At 70.0% G+C, this 20,368-nt stretch carries 20 protein-coding genes, 1 tRNA gene and 1 riboswitch; of the genes, 9 read left to right on the top strand and 12 right to left on the bottom strand.

Annotated elements, in window-relative coordinates; genetic code table 11:
- Nucleotides 1–9 precede the first annotated feature (9 nt).
- Both Q5696_RS03735 and Q5696_RS03730 read right to left on the bottom strand, forming a co-directional pair.
- Nucleotides 10–1,395, bottom strand: a complete 1,386-nt coding sequence (locus tag Q5696_RS03735; protein ID WP_305093889.1) for a sensor histidine kinase — start codon at nucleotides 1,393–1,395, stop codon at nucleotides 10–12.
- A 12-nt stretch (nucleotides 1,396–1,407) separates the two neighbouring features.
- The gene (locus Q5696_RS03730; protein WP_305093888.1) at nucleotides 1,408–2,127 is read right to left on the bottom strand and encodes a response regulator transcription factor; all 720 of its coding nucleotides are present in this window, start codon (nucleotides 2,125–2,127) and stop codon (nucleotides 1,408–1,410) included.
- Between the two features lie 63 nt (nucleotides 2,128–2,190).
- Nucleotides 2,191–2,251: riboswitch (guanidine-III (ykkC-III) riboswitch) on the top strand.
- A 14-nt stretch (nucleotides 2,252–2,265) separates the two neighbouring features.
- On the opposite strand from Q5696_RS03730, the gene Q5696_RS03725 reads away from it, so the two are divergent.
- The gene (locus Q5696_RS03725) at nucleotides 2,266–2,580 is read left to right on the top strand and encodes a DMT family transporter (RefSeq protein WP_305093887.1); all 315 of its coding nucleotides are present in this window, start codon (nucleotides 2,266–2,268) and stop codon (nucleotides 2,578–2,580) included.
- A gap of 34 nt (nucleotides 2,581–2,614) precedes the next feature.
- Entirely contained in the window at nucleotides 2,615–3,457 is an 843-nt protein-coding gene (locus tag Q5696_RS03720; protein WP_305093886.1) for an ABC transporter, read from the top strand.
- A 6-nt stretch (nucleotides 3,458–3,463) separates the two neighbouring features.
- Here Q5696_RS03720 and Q5696_RS03715 read toward each other — a convergent pair whose 3' ends face one another.
- Nucleotides 3,464–4,045, bottom strand: coding sequence for a helix-turn-helix domain-containing protein (locus tag Q5696_RS03715; RefSeq protein WP_305093885.1), 582 nt, complete (start codon nucleotides 4,043–4,045; stop codon nucleotides 3,464–3,466).
- An 89-nt stretch (nucleotides 4,046–4,134) separates the two neighbouring features.
- On the opposite strand from Q5696_RS03715, the gene Q5696_RS03710 reads away from it, so the two are divergent.
- The 3 genes from Q5696_RS03710 to Q5696_RS03700 all read left to right on the top strand — a co-directional run bounded on the left by Q5696_RS03710 (nucleotide 4,135) and on the right by Q5696_RS03700 (nucleotide 6,837).
- Nucleotides 4,135–5,112 carry an NAD(P)/FAD-dependent oxidoreductase gene (locus Q5696_RS03710; protein ID WP_305093884.1) on the top strand — a complete coding sequence of 326 codons (978 nt, stop codon included), beginning with the start codon at nucleotides 4,135–4,137 and terminating at the stop codon, nucleotides 5,110–5,112.
- Nucleotides 5,109–5,744 (top strand): SAM-dependent methyltransferase, encoded by a 636-nt coding sequence (locus Q5696_RS03705; protein ID WP_305093883.1) that lies wholly within the window; start codon nucleotides 5,109–5,111, stop codon nucleotides 5,742–5,744. The genes Q5696_RS03710 and Q5696_RS03705 overlap by 4 nt, the downstream gene beginning before the upstream one ends.
- Before the next feature lie 253 nt (nucleotides 5,745–5,997).
- A complete protein-coding gene (locus tag Q5696_RS03700) occupies nucleotides 5,998–6,837 on the top strand; it encodes a hypothetical protein (RefSeq protein WP_305093882.1) in 840 nt (279 codons plus the stop codon).
- A 56-nt stretch (nucleotides 6,838–6,893) separates the two neighbouring features.
- Here Q5696_RS03700 and Q5696_RS03695 read toward each other — a convergent pair.
- Nucleotides 6,894–6,965 (bottom strand) — tRNA-Thr (locus Q5696_RS03695).
- Between the two features lie 82 nt (nucleotides 6,966–7,047).
- On the opposite strand from Q5696_RS03695, the gene Q5696_RS03690 reads away from it, so the two are divergent.
- Together Q5696_RS03690 and Q5696_RS03685 are read left to right on the top strand one after the other, a co-directional pair.
- Nucleotides 7,048–7,437 (top strand): nuclear transport factor 2 family protein, encoded by a 390-nt coding sequence (locus Q5696_RS03690; RefSeq protein WP_305093881.1) that lies wholly within the window; start codon nucleotides 7,048–7,050, stop codon nucleotides 7,435–7,437.
- 1 nt (nucleotide 7,438) lies between these two features.
- A complete protein-coding gene (locus Q5696_RS03685) occupies nucleotides 7,439–8,911 on the top strand; it encodes a threonine/serine exporter family protein (protein WP_305093880.1) in 1,473 nt (490 codons plus the stop codon).
- 13 nt (nucleotides 8,912–8,924) lie between these two features.
- Here Q5696_RS03685 and Q5696_RS03680 read toward each other — a convergent pair whose 3' ends face one another.
- The 6 genes from Q5696_RS03680 to Q5696_RS03655 form a co-directional block, all read right to left on the bottom strand.
- Complete coding sequence (locus Q5696_RS03680; protein ID WP_305093879.1) at nucleotides 8,925–9,158, bottom strand: MbtH family protein; 234 nt, start codon at nucleotides 9,156–9,158, stop codon at nucleotides 8,925–8,927.
- Nucleotides 9,155–10,483: a lysine N(6)-hydroxylase/L-ornithine N(5)-oxygenase family protein gene (locus Q5696_RS03675; protein ID WP_305093878.1), complete on the bottom strand. Its 1,329-nt coding sequence runs from the start codon at nucleotides 10,481–10,483 to the stop codon at nucleotides 9,155–9,157. The genes Q5696_RS03680 and Q5696_RS03675 overlap by 4 nt, the downstream gene beginning before the upstream one ends.
- 123 nt (nucleotides 10,484–10,606) lie before the next feature.
- Nucleotides 10,607–13,249: a condensation domain-containing protein gene (locus tag Q5696_RS03670; RefSeq protein WP_305093877.1), complete on the bottom strand. Its 2,643-nt coding sequence runs from the start codon at nucleotides 13,247–13,249 to the stop codon at nucleotides 10,607–10,609.
- 38 nt (nucleotides 13,250–13,287) lie between these two features.
- On the bottom strand, nucleotides 13,288–14,088 hold the full coding sequence (locus Q5696_RS03665) for an alpha/beta fold hydrolase (protein ID WP_305093876.1): 801 nt from the start codon (nucleotides 14,086–14,088) through the stop codon (nucleotides 13,288–13,290).
- Nucleotides 14,089–14,159: 71 nt separating this feature from the next.
- Nucleotides 14,160–14,483, bottom strand: coding sequence for a DMT family transporter (locus Q5696_RS03660; RefSeq protein ID WP_305093875.1), 324 nt, complete (start codon nucleotides 14,481–14,483; stop codon nucleotides 14,160–14,162).
- Complete coding sequence (locus Q5696_RS03655; RefSeq protein WP_305093874.1) at nucleotides 14,480–14,836, bottom strand: DMT family transporter; 357 nt, start codon at nucleotides 14,834–14,836, stop codon at nucleotides 14,480–14,482. Before Q5696_RS03655 ends, Q5696_RS03660 begins: the two co-directional genes overlap by 4 nt.
- A gap of 68 nt (nucleotides 14,837–14,904) precedes the next feature.
- Here Q5696_RS03655 and Q5696_RS03650 point away from each other — a divergent pair, with 68 nt between their 5' ends.
- Together Q5696_RS03650 and Q5696_RS03645 are read left to right on the top strand one after the other, a co-directional pair.
- Entirely contained in the window at nucleotides 14,905–16,080 is a 1,176-nt protein-coding gene (locus tag Q5696_RS03650; RefSeq protein WP_305093873.1) for a sensor histidine kinase, read from the top strand.
- Nucleotides 16,077–16,724 (top strand): response regulator transcription factor, encoded by a 648-nt coding sequence (locus Q5696_RS03645; RefSeq protein ID WP_305093872.1) that lies wholly within the window; start codon nucleotides 16,077–16,079, stop codon nucleotides 16,722–16,724. The genes Q5696_RS03650 and Q5696_RS03645 overlap by 4 nt, the downstream gene beginning before the upstream one ends.
- Here the strand turns inward: Q5696_RS03645 and Q5696_RS03640 are convergent.
- Both Q5696_RS03640 and Q5696_RS03635 read right to left on the bottom strand, forming a co-directional pair.
- Nucleotides 16,718–18,307: a multicopper oxidase family protein gene (locus Q5696_RS03640; protein WP_305093871.1), complete on the bottom strand. Its 1,590-nt coding sequence runs from the start codon at nucleotides 18,305–18,307 to the stop codon at nucleotides 16,718–16,720. The genes Q5696_RS03645 and Q5696_RS03640 overlap by 7 nt on opposite strands.
- Before the next feature lie 141 nt (nucleotides 18,308–18,448).
- The gene (locus Q5696_RS03635) at nucleotides 18,449–20,143 is read right to left on the bottom strand and encodes a metallophosphoesterase (RefSeq protein WP_305093870.1); all 1,695 of its coding nucleotides are present in this window, start codon (nucleotides 20,141–20,143) and stop codon (nucleotides 18,449–18,451) included.
- Nucleotides 20,144–20,368: the final 225 nt, after the last annotated feature.

The following is a 20,368-nucleotide window of genomic DNA, read 5'->3' as shown; positions in this document are numbered from 1 at the left end:
CCCGGCCGGTCACGTCCGAGGCAGCCGCACCCGGAACGTCGCGCCCGCGCCGGGCGCGCTGTCGACGGTGACGGTGCCGCCGTGCGCCGCGACGATGGCCGCGACGATCGACAGCCCCAGCCCGGACCCGCCGGACGTGCGGGTCCGGGAGGCGTCGGTGCGGTAGAAGCGTTCGAACACGCGGGCGGCGTCGGCGTCGGCGAGGCCCGGCCCGGTGTCGGACACCTCGACGACGGCGTCCGGGCCCGTGGTGCCCACCCGCACGGTCACCGCCGTGTCTGCGGGAGTGTGCTCGATCGCGTTCCCGACGAGGTTGCCGACCACCTGCCGTAGCCGGGCGTCGTCGCCGATCACCTCGGCCGGCTCCGAATCCGGCAGGAACTCCAGGGTGATCCGCCGCTGCGGTGCGAGCGCGCGGGCGTCGTGGACGGCGTCGGCTGCGATCGCCAGCAGGTCGACGGGCACCCGATCGAGGGGCCGCTGGGCGTCCATCCTGGCGAGCAGCAGCAGGTCCTCGACGAGCAGCCCCATCCGGGTGGCCTGGTCCTCGATCCGGCGTACCACCATGTCGGTGTCCGTCGACGCACCCTGCCGGTACAGCTCGGCGAACCCGCGGATCGTGGCGAGCGGGGTGCGCAGTTCGTGGCCGGCGTCGGCGACGAAGCGGCGCATCCGTTCCTCGGATCGGCGTGCCGACTCCTCGGAGGCGGCGGTCGCCGCGAACGCCGACTGGATCTGCGTGAGCATCCCGTTGAGCGCGGACGACAGACGCCCCACCTCGGTGCCCTCGTCGCGTTCCGGGACCCGCCGGTGCAGGTCGCCGGCCGCGATCCGGGCCGCAGTCTCCTCGACCTCACGGAGCGGCCGCAGGCTGCGGCGCACCACGACGTACGCACCGAATCCCAGGACGACGAGCACGACGGCGCCGATACCGAGTTGCAGCGCGACCAGTCGATCGACGGTCTCGTCGATGTCGGTGAGCCGGACCGCGACCGTCGTCGTCCCGGCCGGGGTCGTGACCGTGAGTTCTCGCCAGCGCGGCCCGTCACCACCCGTCGATCCGACGGTCACCGGACCCGGTGTGTTCACGATTTCCGGTGTGGCATACGTGTTCTCGTCGTCGATCTCGATCCGGACGGTGCCGTCCGGATCGGTGATCCGGACGAAGAACGGGCTGGGTGGACGCCCCGGCCCGGGCGGGGCCAACGGTGCCGCGATCCGCGGCTTCGCCCATCCGTGGGCGGCGTCGGACAGCTGCTGGTCGGTGCGGTCGAGGAGCGAGCGCTCCATCGCCGACGTCACCGCGACGCCCGATGCGAGCAGCCCGGCCCCGGCCAGCAACAGCAGTGCCGCGACGAGTGCGACCCGCAGCGGCAGCCGGCGCAGACGTGTCATCGGCGACGCCCCCTACCTCGGTTCGCGCATGACGTAGCCGACACTGCGCAGCGTGTGGATCAGCCGCGGCTCGGTGGTGTCGATCTTGCGGCGCAGGTACGAGACGTACGACTCGACGACGCCGACCTCACCGCCGAAGTCGTAGCGCCACACGTGGTCGAGGATGCGGGGCTTGCTCAGCACGGTGCCGGCGTTGACCATGAAGTAGCGCAGGAGCGTGAACTCGGTGGGCGACAACGACACCGGTTCGCCCGCCTTCCACACCTCACGGGTGTCGTCGTCGAGTTCGATGTCCGCGAACCGTATCCGGGCCTGCCGGTCGTCGGTGTCGCCGCGGCCGGCACGGCGCAGGATCACCCTCAGCCGGGCCACCACCTCCTCGAGGCTGAACGGTTTGGTGACGTAGTCGTCGGCACCGATGGTCAGCCCGGTCACCTTGTCCTCCACCGTGTCCCGTGCGGTGAGGAACAGGACCGGCGCAGTGACGCCGTCGGCGCGCAACCGGCGCAGCATCCCGAACCCGTCCATGCCGGGCATCATGACGTCGACGATCAGCGCGTCGGGCCGGAAGCCGCGGGCCTTGTCGAGTCCCTCGGCGCCGTCGGCAGCGGTCTCGACGACGAATCCCTGGAACCGCAGGCTGACCGACAGCAACTCCACCAGGGTCGGTTCGTCGTCGACGATGAGGATCCGGGCCTGCGGGTTCTCGTTCACCCCACCAGAATCTCCCACCGTCCTGACCTCCGGCTGGGGATCGCCTGGGAGGTCGCTGTGAAACCGGATCCGGTACGCTCGTACCCGTCGATCGACACCCGGACGAGCGCACCGTACCCGGCCCGCGACAAGACGGTGCAGTGGAGGCGACTCGTCATGGCCTGGATCGTTCTCGTTCTGTCCGGTGTCCTCGAGGCCGTGTGGGCCACCGCCCTCGGCCGATCCGCTGGATTCACCCGTCCCGTCCCCTCGATCGTGTTCGGTGTGGGCCTGCTGGTGAGCATGGCCGGTCTCGCGTACGCGATGCGCACCCTGCCGACAGGAACGTCGTACGCGGTGTGGGTCGGCATCGGCGCGGCGCTGACCGTCGCCTTCGCGATGATCACCGGCACCGAAAGTGCGTCGATCGTGAAGATTCTGCTGATCCTCGGCATTGTGGGCTGCGTGATCGGCCTGAAAGCACTGCACTGACAGTTACCTGTGTGGCGCGGGTTACAGTGAGCGAATGAACCTGGGGTTCGCGATCACCGCTCCGATCCGTTTCGGCCTCGCGGTCGCCGACACCGCGCTGGGCGTCGCCGAGACCGCACTGACGACGACGAGGCTGGCCCTGTCGAGCAGTGCGGTCACCGGGGTGAGCGCCGCGACCCTGGCCAACCCCAAGGGGCCGCTGCAACTGGTCCAGCAACTCGCCGCACTGGCGTCCGACGAGCGTCCGCTCGGGCAGGCACTGGCACCGGGCGGACCGCTGGACCGGCTGCTCGCACCGGGTGGCGTCGTCGATCGGCTCACCTCCGAGGGCGGCACTCTCGAGCGCCTGTTCGAGTCGGGCGGACCGCTCGAGCGGGTTCTCGCCCCGGGTGGGCCGCTCGACCGGGTCCTCGCCGAGGACGGCCCTCTCGACCGGGTCCTCGCCGAGAACGGACCCCTCGAGCGGCTGCTCGCCCCCGGCGGCCTGCTGGACCGGCTCACTGCCGAGGACGGGCCGCTCGAACGGCTCACCGCGGCGGACGGTGCCGTCGAACGGCTCACCGCGAAGGACGGCATCGTCGACAAGGCACTCGCCGAGAACGGCATCCTCGACACCTTGCTCGCCGAGAACGGCGCGTTCGAACGACTCATCGCCGAGGGCGGCCCGCTCGACCAGATCGTGGCCCTCTCCGAGACGCTGACCTCGGTGGCCCCGAACCTGCAGCGGCTCAGCACGAGCGTCGACCTGCTGCAGGAGACCGTCGGAATCCTCAGTGCCGCAGTCGGTCCGCTCGGCGATCTCGCCGGACGCCTGCCCGGACGTTGGCTCAAGAGCGGCGGCCGCGGCGGCCCCGACATCTCACTCGGTCCGGCCTGACCGGCCTCACTCCCCTGCCGAACGCGCCCGGATGTGGGCGCGTTCCCCCTGCCTACCGAACAGCCCCAGGAATTCGACGGGCTCCGGTCCGGCGGCACCGAACCAGTGCGGCAGTCGGGTGTCGAACTCGGCGACCTCACCGGGTGTCAGCACCAGGTCTCGTTCACCGAGCACGAGCCGCAACCGGCCGTCGAGGACGTACAGCCACTCGTAGCCCTCGTGGACCCGCAGGTCCGGCACCTGGGGCCGCGTGACACCGGGCAGTACCTGCTTGTAGGCCTGGATGCCACCCGGGCGCCGGGTGAGCGGCACGATCGTCCGGCCACCGTGCGTCACGGGTTTGAGATGGATCCGCGGGTCCCCCGTCGGTGGTGCGCCGACCAGTTCGTCGAGCGGCACCCCGTACGCCCGCGCGAGCGGCAGCAGTAGTTCCAGGTTCGGCTTGCGCTGTCCCGATTCGAGCCGGGACAGCGTGCTCACCGAGATCCCGGTGTCGGCGGACAGGTCCGCGAGTGTCACGCTCCGCACCTGCCGCAGGGCCCGCAGTCGGGGGCCGACCGCGTCGAGAATCCTGTCGGTGTCGTCCATCACCCCAGTTTGCCACTTCGGCAATATTCCTTGCCAAATTGCCCGGGTGGTCGGCAGGGTGGGTGACCGGACGAGAGAGGGGACGACACATGAGCGACGAACCGGTGGAGAACTACGACGTCGTGGTGATCGGCGGTGGCGCCGCGGGACTCGAGGGCGCCCTGATGCTGGCCCGGTCCCGACGGACCGTGCTGGTGACCGACGCGGGTGCACCCCGCAACGCGCCGGCCGAGGGGGTCCACGGCTTCCTGACCCGCGACGGCCTGCCGCCCGCCGAACTGACCGCGATCGGCCGCGACGAGGTGCGCCGCTACGGCGGGCACATCGTCGACGCCGCCGTGACCGATGCCCGCCGCACCGGGGACGGATTCACCGTGACCCTCGCCGACGGGCGGGCGGTGCGGGCCCGGCGCCTGCTGGTGGCGACCGGGCTGACCGACGAACTCCCCGACGTTCCCGGCCTGCGGGACCGCTGGGGCCGGGACGTACTGCACTGCCCGTACTGCCACGGCTGGGAGATCTCCGACCGGCCGGTCGGCGTGCTGGCCACCGGCCCGATGTCCGTGCACCAGGCACTCCTGTTCCGACAGTGGACCGACGACGTCGTCCTGCTGCAGCACACCGGGCCCGAACCGGACGCCTGGCAACGCGAACGGCTCGAGGCCCGCGGCATCCGGATCGTCCCGGGCCGGGTGGAGTCGCTGACCGTCACCGACGACCGACTCATCGGGGTGCGTCTGGCCGACGGCACCGCCGTGGACCGCGAGGCGCTCGTCGTGGCGCCGACATTCGTCGCGAACGTCGACGCCCTGACGTCGCTGGGACTGGACACCGAACTCGAACCGGTGTCCGGCGGCCGGTACGTTCCGGCCGACCAGTTCGGCGCGACGAAGGTGCCGGGCGTGTGGGCTGCCGGCAACGTCACCGACGTCAAGGCGCAGGTGATCGGCGCGACCGCCGGTGCCGCCCTCGCCGCCGTCGCAATCAACAACGACCTCGTCACCGAGGACACCGAACTCGCCGTGACCGCCCAGCGGTCCCGGAACCCGAAGGGAGACAACCGATGACCGAACTGCCCGAGATCCTCGACGAAAACTTCTGGAACGACCGCTACCGGTCGAGCCACCGCCTGTGGAGCGGCAACCCCAACTCCACCCTGGTGACCGAGGTGACGGGCCTGACGCCCGGCACCGCCCTCGACGTCGGCTGTGGCGAGGGCGCCGACGCGATCTGGCTCGCCCGGCAGGGCTGGACGGTGCACGGCATCGACCTGTCGCACGTGGCGATCGAACGGGCCGCCGAGCACTCGGCCGAGGCCGGCGACCTGGCCGGACGGATCACGTGGGAGGCCGCGGACCTCCTCGCCTGGGGACCGGACGCCGACCGCTACGACCTGGTGACGTCGCAGTACGTGCACCTGCCGTCCGGGCAGCGCGAGGTGCTGTTCACCCGGCTCGCCGACCTCGTCGCCCCCGGCGGCACCCTGCTGATCGTCGGGCACCACCCGTCCGACCTCGACACCGATGTCCCGCGCCCGCCCCGACCGGAACTGTTCTTCACCCCGGACGAGGTTGTGGCCCTGCTCGATTCGACCGAATGGACCGTCGACACGGCCACGGCCACGTCGCGCACCGTGATGCACGGCGACCACGAGACGACGATCCACGACTCCGTCGTGCGGGTCCACCGCACCCGCTGACGGCCCTCTCACCCTTTCCGGGTGAAAACCGACTGTTTCGCACGTCCGGGTTCCCCCGATTGCCTAGCCTCGTCACCGTCGCTTCTCGATCTGCGACGACGCCTGGGTCCGCATCGGGGGCCCCAGGGGGTGGCGTCGAAAAGATTCTTCTCGACAGTGTCGGCGCTGCACGCTCGACGGCTTCCCGGGTGGCCGCTCACGTGCCGACGGGACGCCGGACCGTGTCCGTCTCTCCCAGCGAGGTGAACGAAGTATGTCGAAGAATGCTTTCCGGATCGGTTCCGCTGCAGCACTTCTCGGTGCCGCAGCCCTCGTCCTTCCGGCTGCGGCCGGTGCCGCGCCCGGATCTCTCGGATCGCTCGATCCGGGTTCGTCCGGCGGATCCTCCGGCTCCAGCGGAGGGTTCACGTGCTCGGCCCTGTCCACCGAGGACACTCCGAACGGGTGGGGCATCCCGTTCGACGACGAGCTGGGGCAGGACGCGTTCTACACCGCCGACACCGTGTTCGACGACGACGGCTCACTCGAACTGAGAGTGGACGGCCCCACCGATCGGTCCGTGAGTTACCACGAGGCCGGAGGCATCGAGCTCTCCGACGCGATCACCGAGGACATCGCGTTCGCCGAGAAGCGGGCCGGCAACTCGATCGCGGCGTTCCAGTTGCGCCTGACCGGCACCACCGACAACACGACGCACCCCGTGAACGGCTTCACGACGCTGGTGTGGGAGGCCACCTACAACGGCGGGGCCGACGCCACTACCGGTGTCACGAACGCCGCACTCGAGGACGGCTTGTGGTGGAGCACGTCGAACATCGCGGGCGCCCAGAACCGGGTGCCGGTCTCGCTCGCCTCGATCGCGGCCGCGAACCCCGACGCCGTCGTCGACCACTACGGCGTGGGTATCGGCACGGGCGCCGCAGCGACCTCGACTCTCGTCGACGAGGTGACGTTCAACGGTTGCACCACGAACTTCGCACTCGAGGACCCGGAGTCGAGTTCCCTCGGCTCACTGGGATCGCTGGACCTGTTCGGTTCCCTGAGCACGCTGTTCGGTTCACTGAACGGCTCGTCGGGTTCGCTCGGGTCCTGACCCGTCCGAGAATGCACTGTGGCCCCGCAATGTCGCGGGGCCACACGTGTGTTCGGAGCCCCCTGTCAGGATTGAACTGACGACCTTTCGCTTACAAGGCGAGTGCTCTACCACTGAGCTAAGGAGGCAGTCGGGCGCGCCCATCATATCCATAGCCGAATTCGGGTGTGTAACCGTGCCGCGCACGCCGGTTTTGACTAGCGTTGTCGCATGCGTATCTCGGAGATCGCCACTGTCCTCGCGTGGCACGATGCCCTCAACGATTCGGATATCGAGACGCTGCTCGAACTGTCGAGCGACGACATCGAGATCGGCGGTGCCGAGGGGGCCGCACAGGGGTTGACGGCACTGCGGGAGTGGGCGGCCACGGGGGCGGGGGCGGGGCTTACCCTGGTTCCCGGCCGGATGTTCGTGCACGACGGGGTCGTCGTGGTCGAAGAACAGTTGTCCCGGGCGTCGACCGCGGGCGAGTCGCGGACGGTGGGGACGTCGTTTCGCGTCGTGCACGATCAGGTGACCGCGGTCTTCCGGCACGACACACTCGAATCGGCACTGGAGGCCACCGATCTCACGGAGAAGGATCTCGTCACCGACGTCTGACATGCGCCGGTTCGCGGCGTCACTCGGCAGTCTGGTCAAGGACCGCCGAGCGACCGCGGACGCGGTCACGGCGGCGCCGACGCCGCTACAGCCGATCGACCTCACCGACGATGCGCGGGTAGCGGAGGTACTGGATCTGGCGGTGCGGATCGGGGACCTGCTGCTGGCGTCGGGGACGTCGGCGATGGACACCGCGACGCAGGTGCGGTTCGTGGCGGCGACGTACGGCCTGGCGCAGTGCGACGTCGACGTCACCTACAACTCGATCGTCCTGTCCGCGCATCGCGGCCCCCTGATTCCGCCGGCGAGCACGATGCGGATCGTGCACTACCGGTCGATGGACTTCACCCGGCTCGCGGCCGCCGACCGGCTGACGCGTCGGATCCGGCTCGAGGCGATCACGCCGGGGCAGGCACATGCAGCGCTCGACGCGATCGTGTCGGCACCGCACCCGTACAGCCGGTGGGTCGCGACGCTGGGCTGGGCGGGTCTGGCCGCGGCGGTCGCGGTGCTGCTCGGCGGTGGCCCGCTGATCATGGCGATCGCGTTCCTCACGACCGTCGTGATCGACCGTGTCAACCGGGTCCTCAACCGGCTCGGTCTGCCGTACTTCTTCCAGCAGTTCGTCGGGGGCCTGATCGCCGCGGCCCCCGCCATCGCGCTGTACACCGTCCAGGACCAGCTGGGAGTGGTGATCCGGCCGTCGCTGATCATCGCGGCGGGGGTCGTCGTGCTGCTGTCGGGTCTGTCGCTGGTCGGTTCGGTGCAGGACGCGATCACCGGCGCCCCGATCACGGCGTCGGCCCGCTTCTTCGAGGTGGTCATGATGACCGGCGGCATCATCGCCGGTGTCGCGATATCGCTGCGTCTCGCGGGGGCGCTCGGAGCGAATCTGCCGGTGATCAGCAATGCCGCACCCTCGGACATCACGCAGCTGCCGGCGAAGGTGATCGCGGGCGCACTGGCGTCGATGTTCTATGCGATGGCCTGCTACGCGGAACGTCGGGCACTCACGGCTGCCGGGCTCGGCGGCGCGGCCGGTCTGTTGTTCTTCGTGCTGGCCCAGGCCGTGGGGGTGGGGCCGGTGATCTCGTCGGCCATCGCGGCCACCGTCGTCGGTTTCGCGGGTGGCCTGATGGCTCGTCGTGCACTGACGCCGCCGCTGGTGGTCGCGGTCGCCGGTATCACCCCGCTACTGCCCGGTCTGTCGCTGTACCGCGGCCTGTACGCGCTCCTCAACAACGAGGTGCTGCTCGGGCTGACCGCGCTGCTGGCGGCGTTCGGTATCGGATGCGCGCTGGCGGCCGGTGTCACGCTCGGCGAGTGGGGCGCCCGAACCCTGCGGCGTCCGCCGCGGCTGCGTCGGAGCGGTGCGGTGCGCCGGAACACGACGCTGCGCCGCCCGAGATTCGGACGGCGCAGCATGTTGCTCAACAATCCCCTGCCCGCTGCCAGGGACGAACACACCCGGTAGCGCCGGCGGGGAACTACTGGCCGGCGTTCTTCTGGTCCTGCTCCATGGCCTCACGCAGGCTCTTGGGACGCATGTCGGTCCAGTTCTTCTCCACGTAGTCGACGCACGCCTGACGCGAATCCTCACCGAAAACGATCTTCCAGCCCTGTGGGACCTCGGAGAACGTCGGCCACAGCGAGTGCTGGTCCTCGTCGTTGACCAGCACGTAGAAGCGGCCGTCTTCGTCGTCGAACGGGTTGGTGCTCATCTAACCTCGCTTGTCGCGTACGGGTTGTCTTCGCTCAGCCTAGCAAGGCGGCCGCCGATATCTCGATGAGCAAGAATCGAATTGAGAATCTCTTCTGCTCGTACTCCGACATTCGAGAGCAACGACGCCGTCAAACCGTGGGTATGTTCGGTTCCGCCCTGCAGATACACGCCCGCGAGACCCGACACGCCGGTGTCGAGCCGGTAGTCGCGGCCCACGACACGCCCGGCCCCGATACCGGCCGGCAACTCCCCGAACAGCGATTCGAGGGGGGTCGCCTCGAACCCGGTCGCCAGGATCAGGGCGTCGCACATCAGGGTGTCGTCGAGCCCGTCGAGCGTGTTGCGGATCACCACCTCGATCCCGTCGGCGGTCTCGCGCACCTCGTCGATCTCGGAGGAGCGTCGCATGAACAGCCGCCGCCCGCCCCGCACCCGTTCCTGGTATTCGGTGGCGTACAGCTCGTTGATCAGGTCGATGTCCACCACCGAGTAGTTGGTGGCCCGGTGCAGGTCGAGGAGCCGCGCCCGCTCGGCGGCCGGGGCCGCGTGCAGTTCGTCCACCGTGTCCGGGTCGAAGATCCGGTTCGCGTACGGGCTGTCGTCGGCCGGGCTGAATCCGAATCGGGAGAACACGCTGTGCACCTCGCTGTCCGGGAAGTGCCGGTGCAGGTACTGCACCACCTCGGCGGCGCTCTGCCCGGCACCGAGCACCACGAACCGCCCGTGCACCGGCTCCGGCATCTCCGCGATCCGGAAGAGGAACTGGTGGTTGTGGAAGCACCGCGGCGACGGAGTCGCCCACTCCGGCAACCGTTCTCGCAGTCCTGCACCGACCACGACGTTCCGGGTGCGGACGGTCGTCCCGTCCGAGAGGGTCGACTCGAACAGGTCGCCGTCGCCGACGGCCTCGACGGCGGTGACCTCGGTGCCGTACCGGACGTCGGCGGTCACCCGCTCCGCGGCCCACGCGAGGTAGTCCTGGAACTCGACACGCGTCGGGAAGAACGTCTGATGGTTCACGAAGTCGACGAGTCGGCCGCGGTCGTGCAGGTAGGAGAAGAACGTGTAGGCGCTGCGGGGATTGCGGAACGTGACGAGATCCTTGGGAAACGCGATCTGCATCGTCGCACCGTCGAGCAGCATGCCGCGATGCCAGCCGAATTCCCGCTGCTTCTCGAAGAATCGGGCGGTGATCGCATCGCCCGGCGCGCACGTCGTGTTGTGTTCCTCGATCGCGATCGCGAGCGCGAGATTCGACGGGCCGAATCCGATGCCGACCACGTCGACGATGTCCGCGCCCCCGGTTGGTCGGCGGTCAGTCATCACTCATATCCGTCCTCCTCGCCCCGGCCGGAGACCGGATCTCCGGCAACCTTCACCGCGAAAGATAGCAAAGGCTATCCTTATATGGGTGGGCTACGACGGCCAGTGCGCAAGTGTCGCCCGTCATAGTCGGGCGTCGGACGGCACCCCACTTCTCCGGACCACCGAGGTCAACAGCGCCGGCAGCCCGCGCGCCCAGCCCACGACGGATTCCCGGTCGAGAGTCCCCGTGGAGAACTCGAAGTAGCCCCGGATCGGTCCCGGACCGGCCGGGTCGAAGTACCCGAACGTCAACTCCGCGGACGGCAACCCGACCGGGACCGAGGCGATGCTCTCGACCGGAACCGCGAACTCGTCGACGGGCAGCGCGTCGTGCCGCACCAGGACGACCTGCGGGAAGCGGCGTTCGGAGCCCCGCCCGGGCAGTTCGGCGGCGACGTCCGCGAACCCGATGTCCCCATGCTCGAACGCCTCGAGGGTGCTCACCCGCACCCGGTCCAGGATCTCCTCGAAATCGGGATGCCCGGCAATGTCCGTCCGCACGATCACGACGTTCGCGAAACACCCGACCATCGGGGTCAGGACGTCTGCGACCTCCCCCGGACCACGTCCGTCCGCGAACACACCGATCGGGATGTCGCTGCCGGCACCGTGCCGGGACAGCAAGGTCACCAGCGCGGCCTGCAGGATCGTGGGCAGGTCGGTTCCGGTGCGGTGCGCGAACCGCAGGGCGCCCTCGTGTACCTCGGCGTCGATCTCGATCGGCACCATTCGGCGCCGTGGTTCCCGCACTCCCGCCGAGGCCGGCAGGTGCAGCCGAGTGGGCATGCCCGCCAAGCGTTTCCGCCAGAAGGCCAGCTGGCTCGCATACCGACCGGACGGCTCCCCCGAATCACCGAGCCGCGCGGACTGCCAGCGCGCGTAGTCCGCGTACTGCACGTCGAGCGGCTCCCACCGCGGCGCGACACCGTCCACCCGGGCCGCGTACGCGGTCAGCAGGTCACCGATCAGCGGCGCCACCGATCCCTCGTCCACGGCCAGGTGGTGCATCGTCAGCAGCAGGGCCTGACGGCGGGCGTCGTCGCGCACCACGTGGACCCGCAGCGGCGCCTCCATGGTCACGTCGATCCGCAGCTGCGCCAGCTCGTAGGCCCGCCGGTCGAGATCCTCACCGCCGACCTCGATCACGTCGACAGCGGGCCGCGCCCCGGGCGACGCGATCGCGTCGCCACCGTCGGGGATGAACACGGTACGCAACGGCGCGTGCCGGTCGACGACGTCGTCCAGGGCCCGGGCCAACGCGTCGACGTCGATCGGATCCCGCAGGCGCAACACGATCGCGTGGTCCGCCCGAGCGGACGCACCGGCGGCGCGGTGCCGCAGCCAGTGCAACCGTTGGGCGGGCGCCAACGCCGCGGTGTCGTCGTCGGTTCCCACCAGTTCCGGCTCCCCCGAAGGAAGTTCGAGCGAACCGATCGTGGACACCGGATCCCCCAGGAACCGGGACACGAAGGCCACCAGCCGGTCCTGGTGCCGTAGCAGGTCGCGGCGCCGACCGGCCGGGGCACGCAGGTCGATGCGGATCGGTTCGCCGTCCGCGCCGCCGAGGACGGTGAACGCAAGATCGTCGACGGGCCCGGTGAACACGTCCCGGATGCGGGCGCGGTGTTCTCCGAACACGAGGGGACGGTGCATCGTCATCGAACCGATACTCGGGCCGAACACGCGCCGTCCGGGGGCGGCCATCTCCTGCACGAGGGCGCCGACGGGGAAACGCCCGTGACGCAACACTTCCGTGAGCCGGGCGTCGATCGCGTGCGCGAGGTCGCCGACGGTCGTGTCGGGGTCCACCCGGAAGGTCACCGGCAGGACCGTCGCCACCGTCCCCGGGGTGCGGTGCATCGCGCCACCGACCCGAGCGGAGACGGGCACCGACACCGTGACGTCCCGCCGCCCGGTGCAGTGGTGCAGGTACGCCACCAGCAGTGCCATCGGAACCCGCGCCCGGCGGATCCCCACCGCGGCCGCGAATTCGGCGAGCGCGGCCGCGATGGCCGACTCGATCTCCACCGTCGTCGTCTCCGGTGGCGCAACCGGGTCCACCGCCGTCCGGCAGATCCGCGGCGACTCCGGGGCTGCCGCGATCTCGGTCAGCCAGAAGCCGCGGTCGGCGGCGAACCGCGACGACGCCCGATACTCGCGGTCGGCGTCGACGAGGGCCGCCAGTGACCAGTCCTTCGACGGTGACGCAAGATTCGGGTCCCCGTAGCGGGCCGCGACGTCCTCGACGATCAGCGCGACACCCGCGTCGTCGACGATCGCCTCGTGGTAGCGCTGGTACCAGAGGGTCCGGTCGTCGGCGACGCGCAGGACGGCGTGCGTGAACAGTGGTTCGCGTCCGGTGACGTCGACGGCGACGGCCCGGTCGACGTCCATCCAGCGTTGCGCGGACGCCTCCGGGTCGTCGGTGCCGCGGACGTCCACGACGGCGGGCCGCCACGTCGCCATCGACTCCCGGGACACCGGGACCTGACGCCATGTGCCGTCGGCACCGGACCTCAGCCGCACGTGCAGGGCCTCGGCGCGCAGCACGGTCCGCCGGACCGCGTCGGCCAATCGATCGGGGTCGGCCGCACCGTCGATCTCGACGACGAGGATCCGGGTCGCGGCGGCTGCTGCCACCCGGCCCGAGGTGAGCACCGCGGCCTGCGCCGCGGTCACCGGCAGGGCCACGACCGACTCGTCGGGCACGCGCGTGACCGGCACGTGGTCTCGATCGTCCCTGGGGCTACGCATGCGTCTCGTCAGCCGGCGAGGAAGTCCAGCACGACCTTGTTCACGGCCTCGGGCCGTTCGAGGTAGCCGTAGTGGCCGGTGTCGGGGATCTCCTGGTAGATCGCCCCCGGGATCGCGTCGGACACCTCCCGGGACAGGTAGGCGGGGATCATCCGGTCGTCGGCGAATCCGACGGACAGGCACGGCCGGGTGATGGCCCGGTAGGCGTGGGCCCGGTCGAAGTTGCGGTCCATCGCCAGCTGCGCGCGTACCCCGGCGGACGCCTTGCCGGTGGAGAACTCGAACACGTCGAGCCAGTCACGGGCCGCGTGCTGGTCGGCGAGAGTGGCCGGCGACAGGTTCATCACGGCGGTGACCGCGGCCCGGTACTTCGACGGCAGTGTCACCCCGGACTCCTCGAGGGCCCGCTCGCCCTCGTTGAGGGTGCGCTGGAACTGGTCCATGCGGGCGTGCCCGGCCAGGAAGACGGCCTTGCGGACCAGGTCGGGGCGGGCGAGGGTCAGCTCCTGCGCGACCCGCGCCCCCATCGACGTGCCCACGACGTGCGCGGGGCCGCCGAGCAGTTCGATCAGGCCCGCCGTGTCGGCCACCATCGCCTCGATCGTGATGCCGTCGACGCTCTCCCCGGACGGCGCGATACCGCGGTTGTCGAACGTGCACACCCGGTATCCCGCCGCGACCAGCGCCGGAACCTGGTGCAGGTCCCACACGCGGCCGGGGCTTCCCGTTCCCATGATCAGTACGACGAGGTCGCCCTCGCCCTTGACCTGGTAGTTCAGTGGAATTCCGTTGACGGTCGCGATGGGCATGACGTCACCGTACCGTGCAGACCGACCCGATCCGGTCAGCGGTTCCGGCCGAGTTCGCCACTCTTCACCGCTCAGTGGACGGCACCGAGTTCGATGCACAGCACGCCGGCGATGATGAGCCCGATGCCGAGCATCATGACCCGGGTGAGCGGTTCCCGGAACAGCACGCGTGAGGCGAGCGCGATGAGTGCGACGCCGGCGGCCGACCAGATTCCGTAGGCGACACCGATCGCCATGCCCCGGTCGAGGGCGAGCGCGAGGAACGTGAAGGCGGTGACGTATCCGACGGCCGTGACGGCGTACCACGCGGTGCGACGGGTGTGCACGGCGGTGCGGAGCGCGAGGGTGCCGGCGACCTCGGCGAGGATCGCACCCACCAGCAGCAGCCACATCATGTCGCGTTTCCCTCATTTGCCGGATCTCTGTGCGGGGCAGGAGATCCGAGTTCGACGCACAGGACACCCGCGATGACGAGGGCGATACCCACCCCCATGAGTGCGGTGAGCGGATCCCCGAACAGCACGGTCGCGAGGACCGCGGTGAGAGCGACACCGCTCGCACCCCAGATGCCGTAGGCGACACCGATCCCCATCCCGGCCCGCAGGGTCAGCGACAGTGCCGCGAACGCCCCGAGATAGCCGACCACCACGACCGCGTACCACCCGGAATGGTCGAGCGCCGCCCGCAGCGACAGGGTCGCCGTCACCTCGAGCCCGATCGCCGCGGTCAGCAGGAGCCATTTGTTCACCACCCGAACTTTACCGTCCGGATGGTACAGCTGTGCTGGTGACGGCATGTTCCGACTACCGTTGCCTCATGCCCCAGTCGATCCGCCGTCGCGACCTCCTGTCGTGGGCGCGGGGACTCCCCCTGCTCCTGGTACCACTGCTGCTGCTCGCCGGCACGTTCCCCGGCGAATACCGGGTACCGGCCTGGTACTGGGCGGCCGCGCTGACGGCCGCGGCCGTCTTCCTGCTCGGGGGCCGCCGTCCGTTACCCGTCTCGCTCGTCCTGTCGGCACTCGCCGCCGTGATGTTCACCGAACACGCGTGGGGACTGGCCGGCCTGGTCCCCTATCTCGGCGCGGTCGGGACGGGCGAGGTGGCCATGCGGACCCGACGACCGGTGTCGGTGATCGTGGCGACGGCGTGCTGGACGGGTGCGGTACTGCTCGGACTCGCGTCCGAGACGTACTCGACGTTCTGGCGGCCGGCCACCGCCGTCGAGACACTCGCAGTCGTCGGACTGCCCCTGCTGCTCGGCCTCTATCTCCGGGCGCAACGCGATCTCGCCGCCACCTACGCGGCCCGCGCCGCCGAGGCCGAGGAGCGCCGGGCCGGTGAGGCCGCCCGGGTCCGCGCCGACGAGCGCAGCGCCCTCGCCCGGGAACTGCACGACCTGGTGGCACACCACATGGCGTCGATCGTGCTGCGGATCGGCGTCGCGCAGCACGTCGTTGCGGAAGCGGACCCGCAGGTGCGGAGCGTGCTGGGGGACGTCCACGCCACCGCGTCGGGCGCACTGTCGGACATCCGGCATCTTCTGGTGGCGCTGCGCGATCCCGCGCTGGGCGAGGTGGCACTCGTCGAGGCGGACGCAGTGCCGGACGAGATCGCGTCCGCCGTCACCCGCGCCCGCGCGGCCGGACTGACCGTGGACGCCGACGTCGACCCCGCTCTCGCCGGGCTCGACGCGATCGGCCGGCTCACGCTGCTGCGGGTGGTGCAGGAGTCGCTGACCAACACGATGCGGCATGCCGATCCGTCGGCCCCGGTGACCCTGTCGGTCACGCGCCGCGACGGCGGGATCGCGGTGCGGGTCACCAATCGACGCCGCACGGGAGCCGAGCGGAACACGGTGGGGCACGGTCTGATCGGGATGACGGAACGGGTGTCGCTCGCCGGCGGCACCCTCGACGTCGACGTGGACGACGAGAACTGGCGGGTCGACGCCTGGCTGCCCGCCGAGACCGGAACCGAGGGGGAGCGATGATCCGCGTGATCGTCGTCGACGACCAGCGGCTGATCCGGGCCGGGCTGCGGATGCTGTGCGAGTCCACCGGCGACATCGAGGTGGTCGGCGAGGGCGGCAGTGGGGTCGACGCGATCCGGCTCGCCGCCGAACTGTCCCCCGACGTGATCCTGATGGATCTGCGGATGCCCGGCCTGGACGGCATCGAGGCGACCCGCCGGATCACGGGCCACAGCCCGGCACCGAAAGTACTGGTACTCACCACGTTCGACGACGACGAACACCTGTTCCCGGCCCTCGCTGCCGGCGCCGACGGCTTCCTCGTCAAGGACACCGCGCCGGCCGACCTGGTGGACGCCGTCCGGCGGGTGGCAGCCGGCGACCTGCCGTTCTCCCCCGATGTCCTGCGCCGTCTCGTCGCCCGGGCCGCCGAGACCGGAACGACACCCCCTCCCGAACAGCTCTCGGCGGCAACGGAGCTGACGCCCCGCGAGACCGACGTCCTGGGCCTCGTCGGCGAAGGCCTGGGCAATCAGGAGATCGCCGACCGCCTCCACCTCGGGGTGTCGACGGTCAAGTCGCACGTCGCGAACCTCATGGACAAGACCGGCTGCGACAACCGGGTCCGGCTGGCGGTGTACGCCGTCCGACGCGGCGGTCAGTGACCGCCGTGACCACCGGCTCCCGGCCGCGACGCACCCATGCCCGTGTCCATGTCCATGTCCATGTCCATCGTCACGGGCGCCGGTTCCTGCCCCGGCGCGAGCACCAGGAACTGGCCCATCATGCCCTGGTCCTCGTGCAGCATCAGGTGGCAGTGGAACATGTACGGGTACGTCGGATCGGTGTACTCGGTGAACCGCAGCACCAGCCGGACCTCGGAGCCGGGTGCGACGTAGACGGTGTCCTTCCAGCCGGCCAGCACCGGCGGCGGCGGGGTGCCGTCGATGTCGAGGATCCGGAACTGGGTGTCGTGGACGTGGAAGTTGTGCGGCCAGTTGTCGGCGTTGCGGACCGTCCACACCTCGGTGGTGTCCACCGTGGGCGTGAAGTCGATGCGGTTCATGTCCATCCGCTCGCCGTTGATCATGAACCACTGCAGGTCGAACCGGCGCCGGGCGACGACATCCGACGCATCCGGCCGCGGCAGCGCCGCGAGGACCGCGGGTAGGGCCGCGGACCGCTCCAGGTCGGCGGCGGGCCGCAGCTCGAGCACGTCGAAGGAATCGGTGAGACCGTACTGTGCGGCCTCGTCGCGGGCGACACCGGCCCGATCGTCGAACGGGAAGGCCCGCAACATCATCGGCGTCCCGGGACGTACCGCGACGACGATCTCTGTCCGCTCCCCGGGGCTGAGTGCGATCCGGGTCGCGCGGACCGGTTCCGCGAGCAGGCCGCCGTCGCTGCCGATCATCGTGAATTCCTCACCGCCGCCGAACCCGAGGTTGTACATGCGGCCACCGGAGCCGTTGAGGATCCGCAGCCGCACCAGTTCGGTGCGCACGCTCAGGTATGCGTCGGCGATGCCGTTGGTGACGATCGTGTCGCCGAGCAGGCCCACATCGGTGGGATCGGATTCGTCGAGGCTGCCGTCGACGGTGAAGCGGCGATCCTGGACGACGAGCGGGATGTCGTCGACGCCGTACACGCGCGGCAGGGTCGACGCGTCGGTTTCGTCGTCGTCGACGAGGAACATCCCGGCCAGGCCGCGGTACGCGTGTTTCTCGGTGGAGCCGTGCGGGTGCGGGTGGTACCAGAGGGTGGCGGCCGGCTGGTTCACCGTCCACGACGGCTCCCACCGCCCGCCCGGCGCGATGCTCTGGTGCGGGCCGCCGTCGAAACGGGCCGGGACGTGGACGCCGTGCCAGTGCACCGTGGTGGTTTCCGGGAGTGCGTTGTCGATCGTGAAAGCGACGGTCTCGCCGCGCCGGGCCCGGATCGTCGGCCCCAACACCGATCCGCTGTACCCCCATGTCGGCGTGGATTTTCCGGCGATGATCTCGGTGGTTCCGGCAGCCGCGGTGAGTGCGAAGTGCCGGACACCGGACGCGTCGACGACCGACTCGGCGAGCGGCGGGATCGGCAGCGGACGCCGCCCCGTCGTGTCGGACACCGCGACCGGCACCGTGTCCGGCTGCCTCGTGGCACACCCCGCGGACAGCGCGAGCGGGGTGGCGGCCAGCCCGAGCAGGAAGGTGCGCCGTGACAGACGGGTCCGGGGCAGTCGGGGTCGGGACTGGATGTTCACGATGTTCCTCGCACGATTCGACGACGGTCGGTCGTGTTCGAGTCTTCGCGGAATCGGTCCTCGAGACGTCCGCCCGGAGGCCGGAGGTCGCGCGGCGGAAATCCGCCGCGCGACCCTTGCGCCAGGACACCGTCCGTGCTATCAGCGCGTGAACGTCAGCGTCACCTCGGGTGATGCGTTGCCGTACGCGTCGACGGCGACGACCGTCGCTTCGTACTCACCGGCCGCCGCCGCAGGCATCGGGACGTCGAGGTAGTTGGGTCGCGGCACGAACGCGAAGTCCGAGAGCACCTTCGACGAGACCACCTTCGCGCCCGTGGCCTTGTCGGCGATCTCGACGCGGTAGTGGTACACCATCTGGTCGTCACGGGCCTGCGCGATCCGCAGCGAGAGCGCCCCGTCCGGCCCGACAACTGTCGACAGCGGTGTTGCAGAAGGAAATTCGGGAGCAACGGTGTTCCGGGCCGCGGCCGTGTACCGGAAGTTGTCCTTGATCTCCTGCGGCGTGGCGCCATCGAGGGCCACCGTCCAGCTCGGCCCGCTCAGCGTACCTGCGCTCGAGTACGGCGGCTGCCAGCTCGCCGACCACTGCCCGCCGGTGTAGATGTCGTGCCGGTCGGCGGCCATGTTGACCCGGCCGATCTCGGCGCGGTCGGCGTACACCTCGACGAACAGGGCCTGCGCGGTGGGCGCCTCGAACCGGTTCGCCAGACCGGTCTCGGTGATCATCTGATAGCCCTTGTCGAACTCGATGTACGACATCGAGCCGTCGTTGACGGACGTGAAGTCCTTCTGGTGGATCGCACGGTCGTCGAAGTTGTTCAGGTGCGAGTGCCCGGAGAAGAAGATCGCCTGCGGGAACGCCTCGAGGTCCTCGGCCAGCCGCGGATTCGACGCCTGCTGCCCGTCCATCGTGGTCCCTGTCGTCGGGCGGTGGCCCTGTACCAGGATCGGGGTGGTCACGTTCGCGGCGGTCAGCTCGGCGAGCCGGCCCGTCAGCCAGTCCCGCTGCGCGGTGTCGCCGTTGTACGTCTCGGTGTTGACGGTGAACACGTGCACGCCACCGACCTCGGACTCGTAGTATCCGCCCCCGGAATCCGGAAACCACTCCTGCGGGTATCCGGCACGGACGTCGTCGAGCTTCGCGTCGTGGTTGCCGAACGACATGAGCACCTGGGTGTCGGTCATGCCCTTGCGCGCCAACTGTTCCTGGAAGATCTGCGCGACGATCTCGTGGTCGGGCCCCTTACCGTCCCCGTTGTCGTTGATCATGTCGCCGTTGGACATGATCGCGTCCGGCTTCGGGAAGATCGAACCGATCGTGTCGAAGAAGCTCTCGTACTTGCGGATGTTCGACTCGTATCCGCCGATGTGGACGTCGGACATGACGACGAGCTGCGCGAGCGGCTTCTCGGCCGTCCTGACCAGGTAGCCGAACGAGATCGGCGCGCTCTGCTTGTCGCCCCGGAAGGCGGCCACGGTGACGTTGGTGTCGCGGTCGATCCGGACCGGATGCCGCGGATCGAAGGCGGGGCTGTCCGCGGTGGGGGTGCTGCCGTCGAGCGTGTAGCGGGCCGTCGCGCCGCGGTCGACGTCGAACGTCAGGTCGACAGGGCCCTCGTAGCGGCCACCGGGGACGCTCACCGTCGGGGTCGCCGGCGCGGCGCCGTTGTCCGTGTCACCACCGTCGGTGTCGCCACCGTTGTCTCCGCTGCCGGAACTACCCCACCCGGCACCCATACTTCCCGTGCTTCCCGAGCCGGGGACGGCCTGCGCCACTCCCGGTGTGACGAGCGCGGCAGCCACTGCGGCGATCACCAGTGTCTTACGTTTCACGAGCAGTCCTTGTCTCCCTGGGATTCCAGACCTTCCCGAAATTGGTCTGGGCCAATGAAGGTAGGGAGCGCGGGCGAGCAGTAGGCACTCCCCGGTCGGCGCCGGGGTGAAGGCCGGGTGAACTTCGTCGCGGCAGCCTCCCGTCGCGGTGAATCCGGCACCGTCACCGACGCGCGACCGTTACCCTGCCAGGCGAATCCGCGTGCGGTACGGCACCGTTCGCAT

Origin of the sequence: Prescottella sp. R16 (assembly GCF_030656875.1) — a bacterium.
Classification (GTDB): Bacteria; Actinomycetota; Actinomycetes; order Mycobacteriales; family Mycobacteriaceae; genus Prescottella.
Note: the sequence above shows the minus strand (reverse complement) of the source record. Positions and strands in the feature narration are given on the sequence as shown.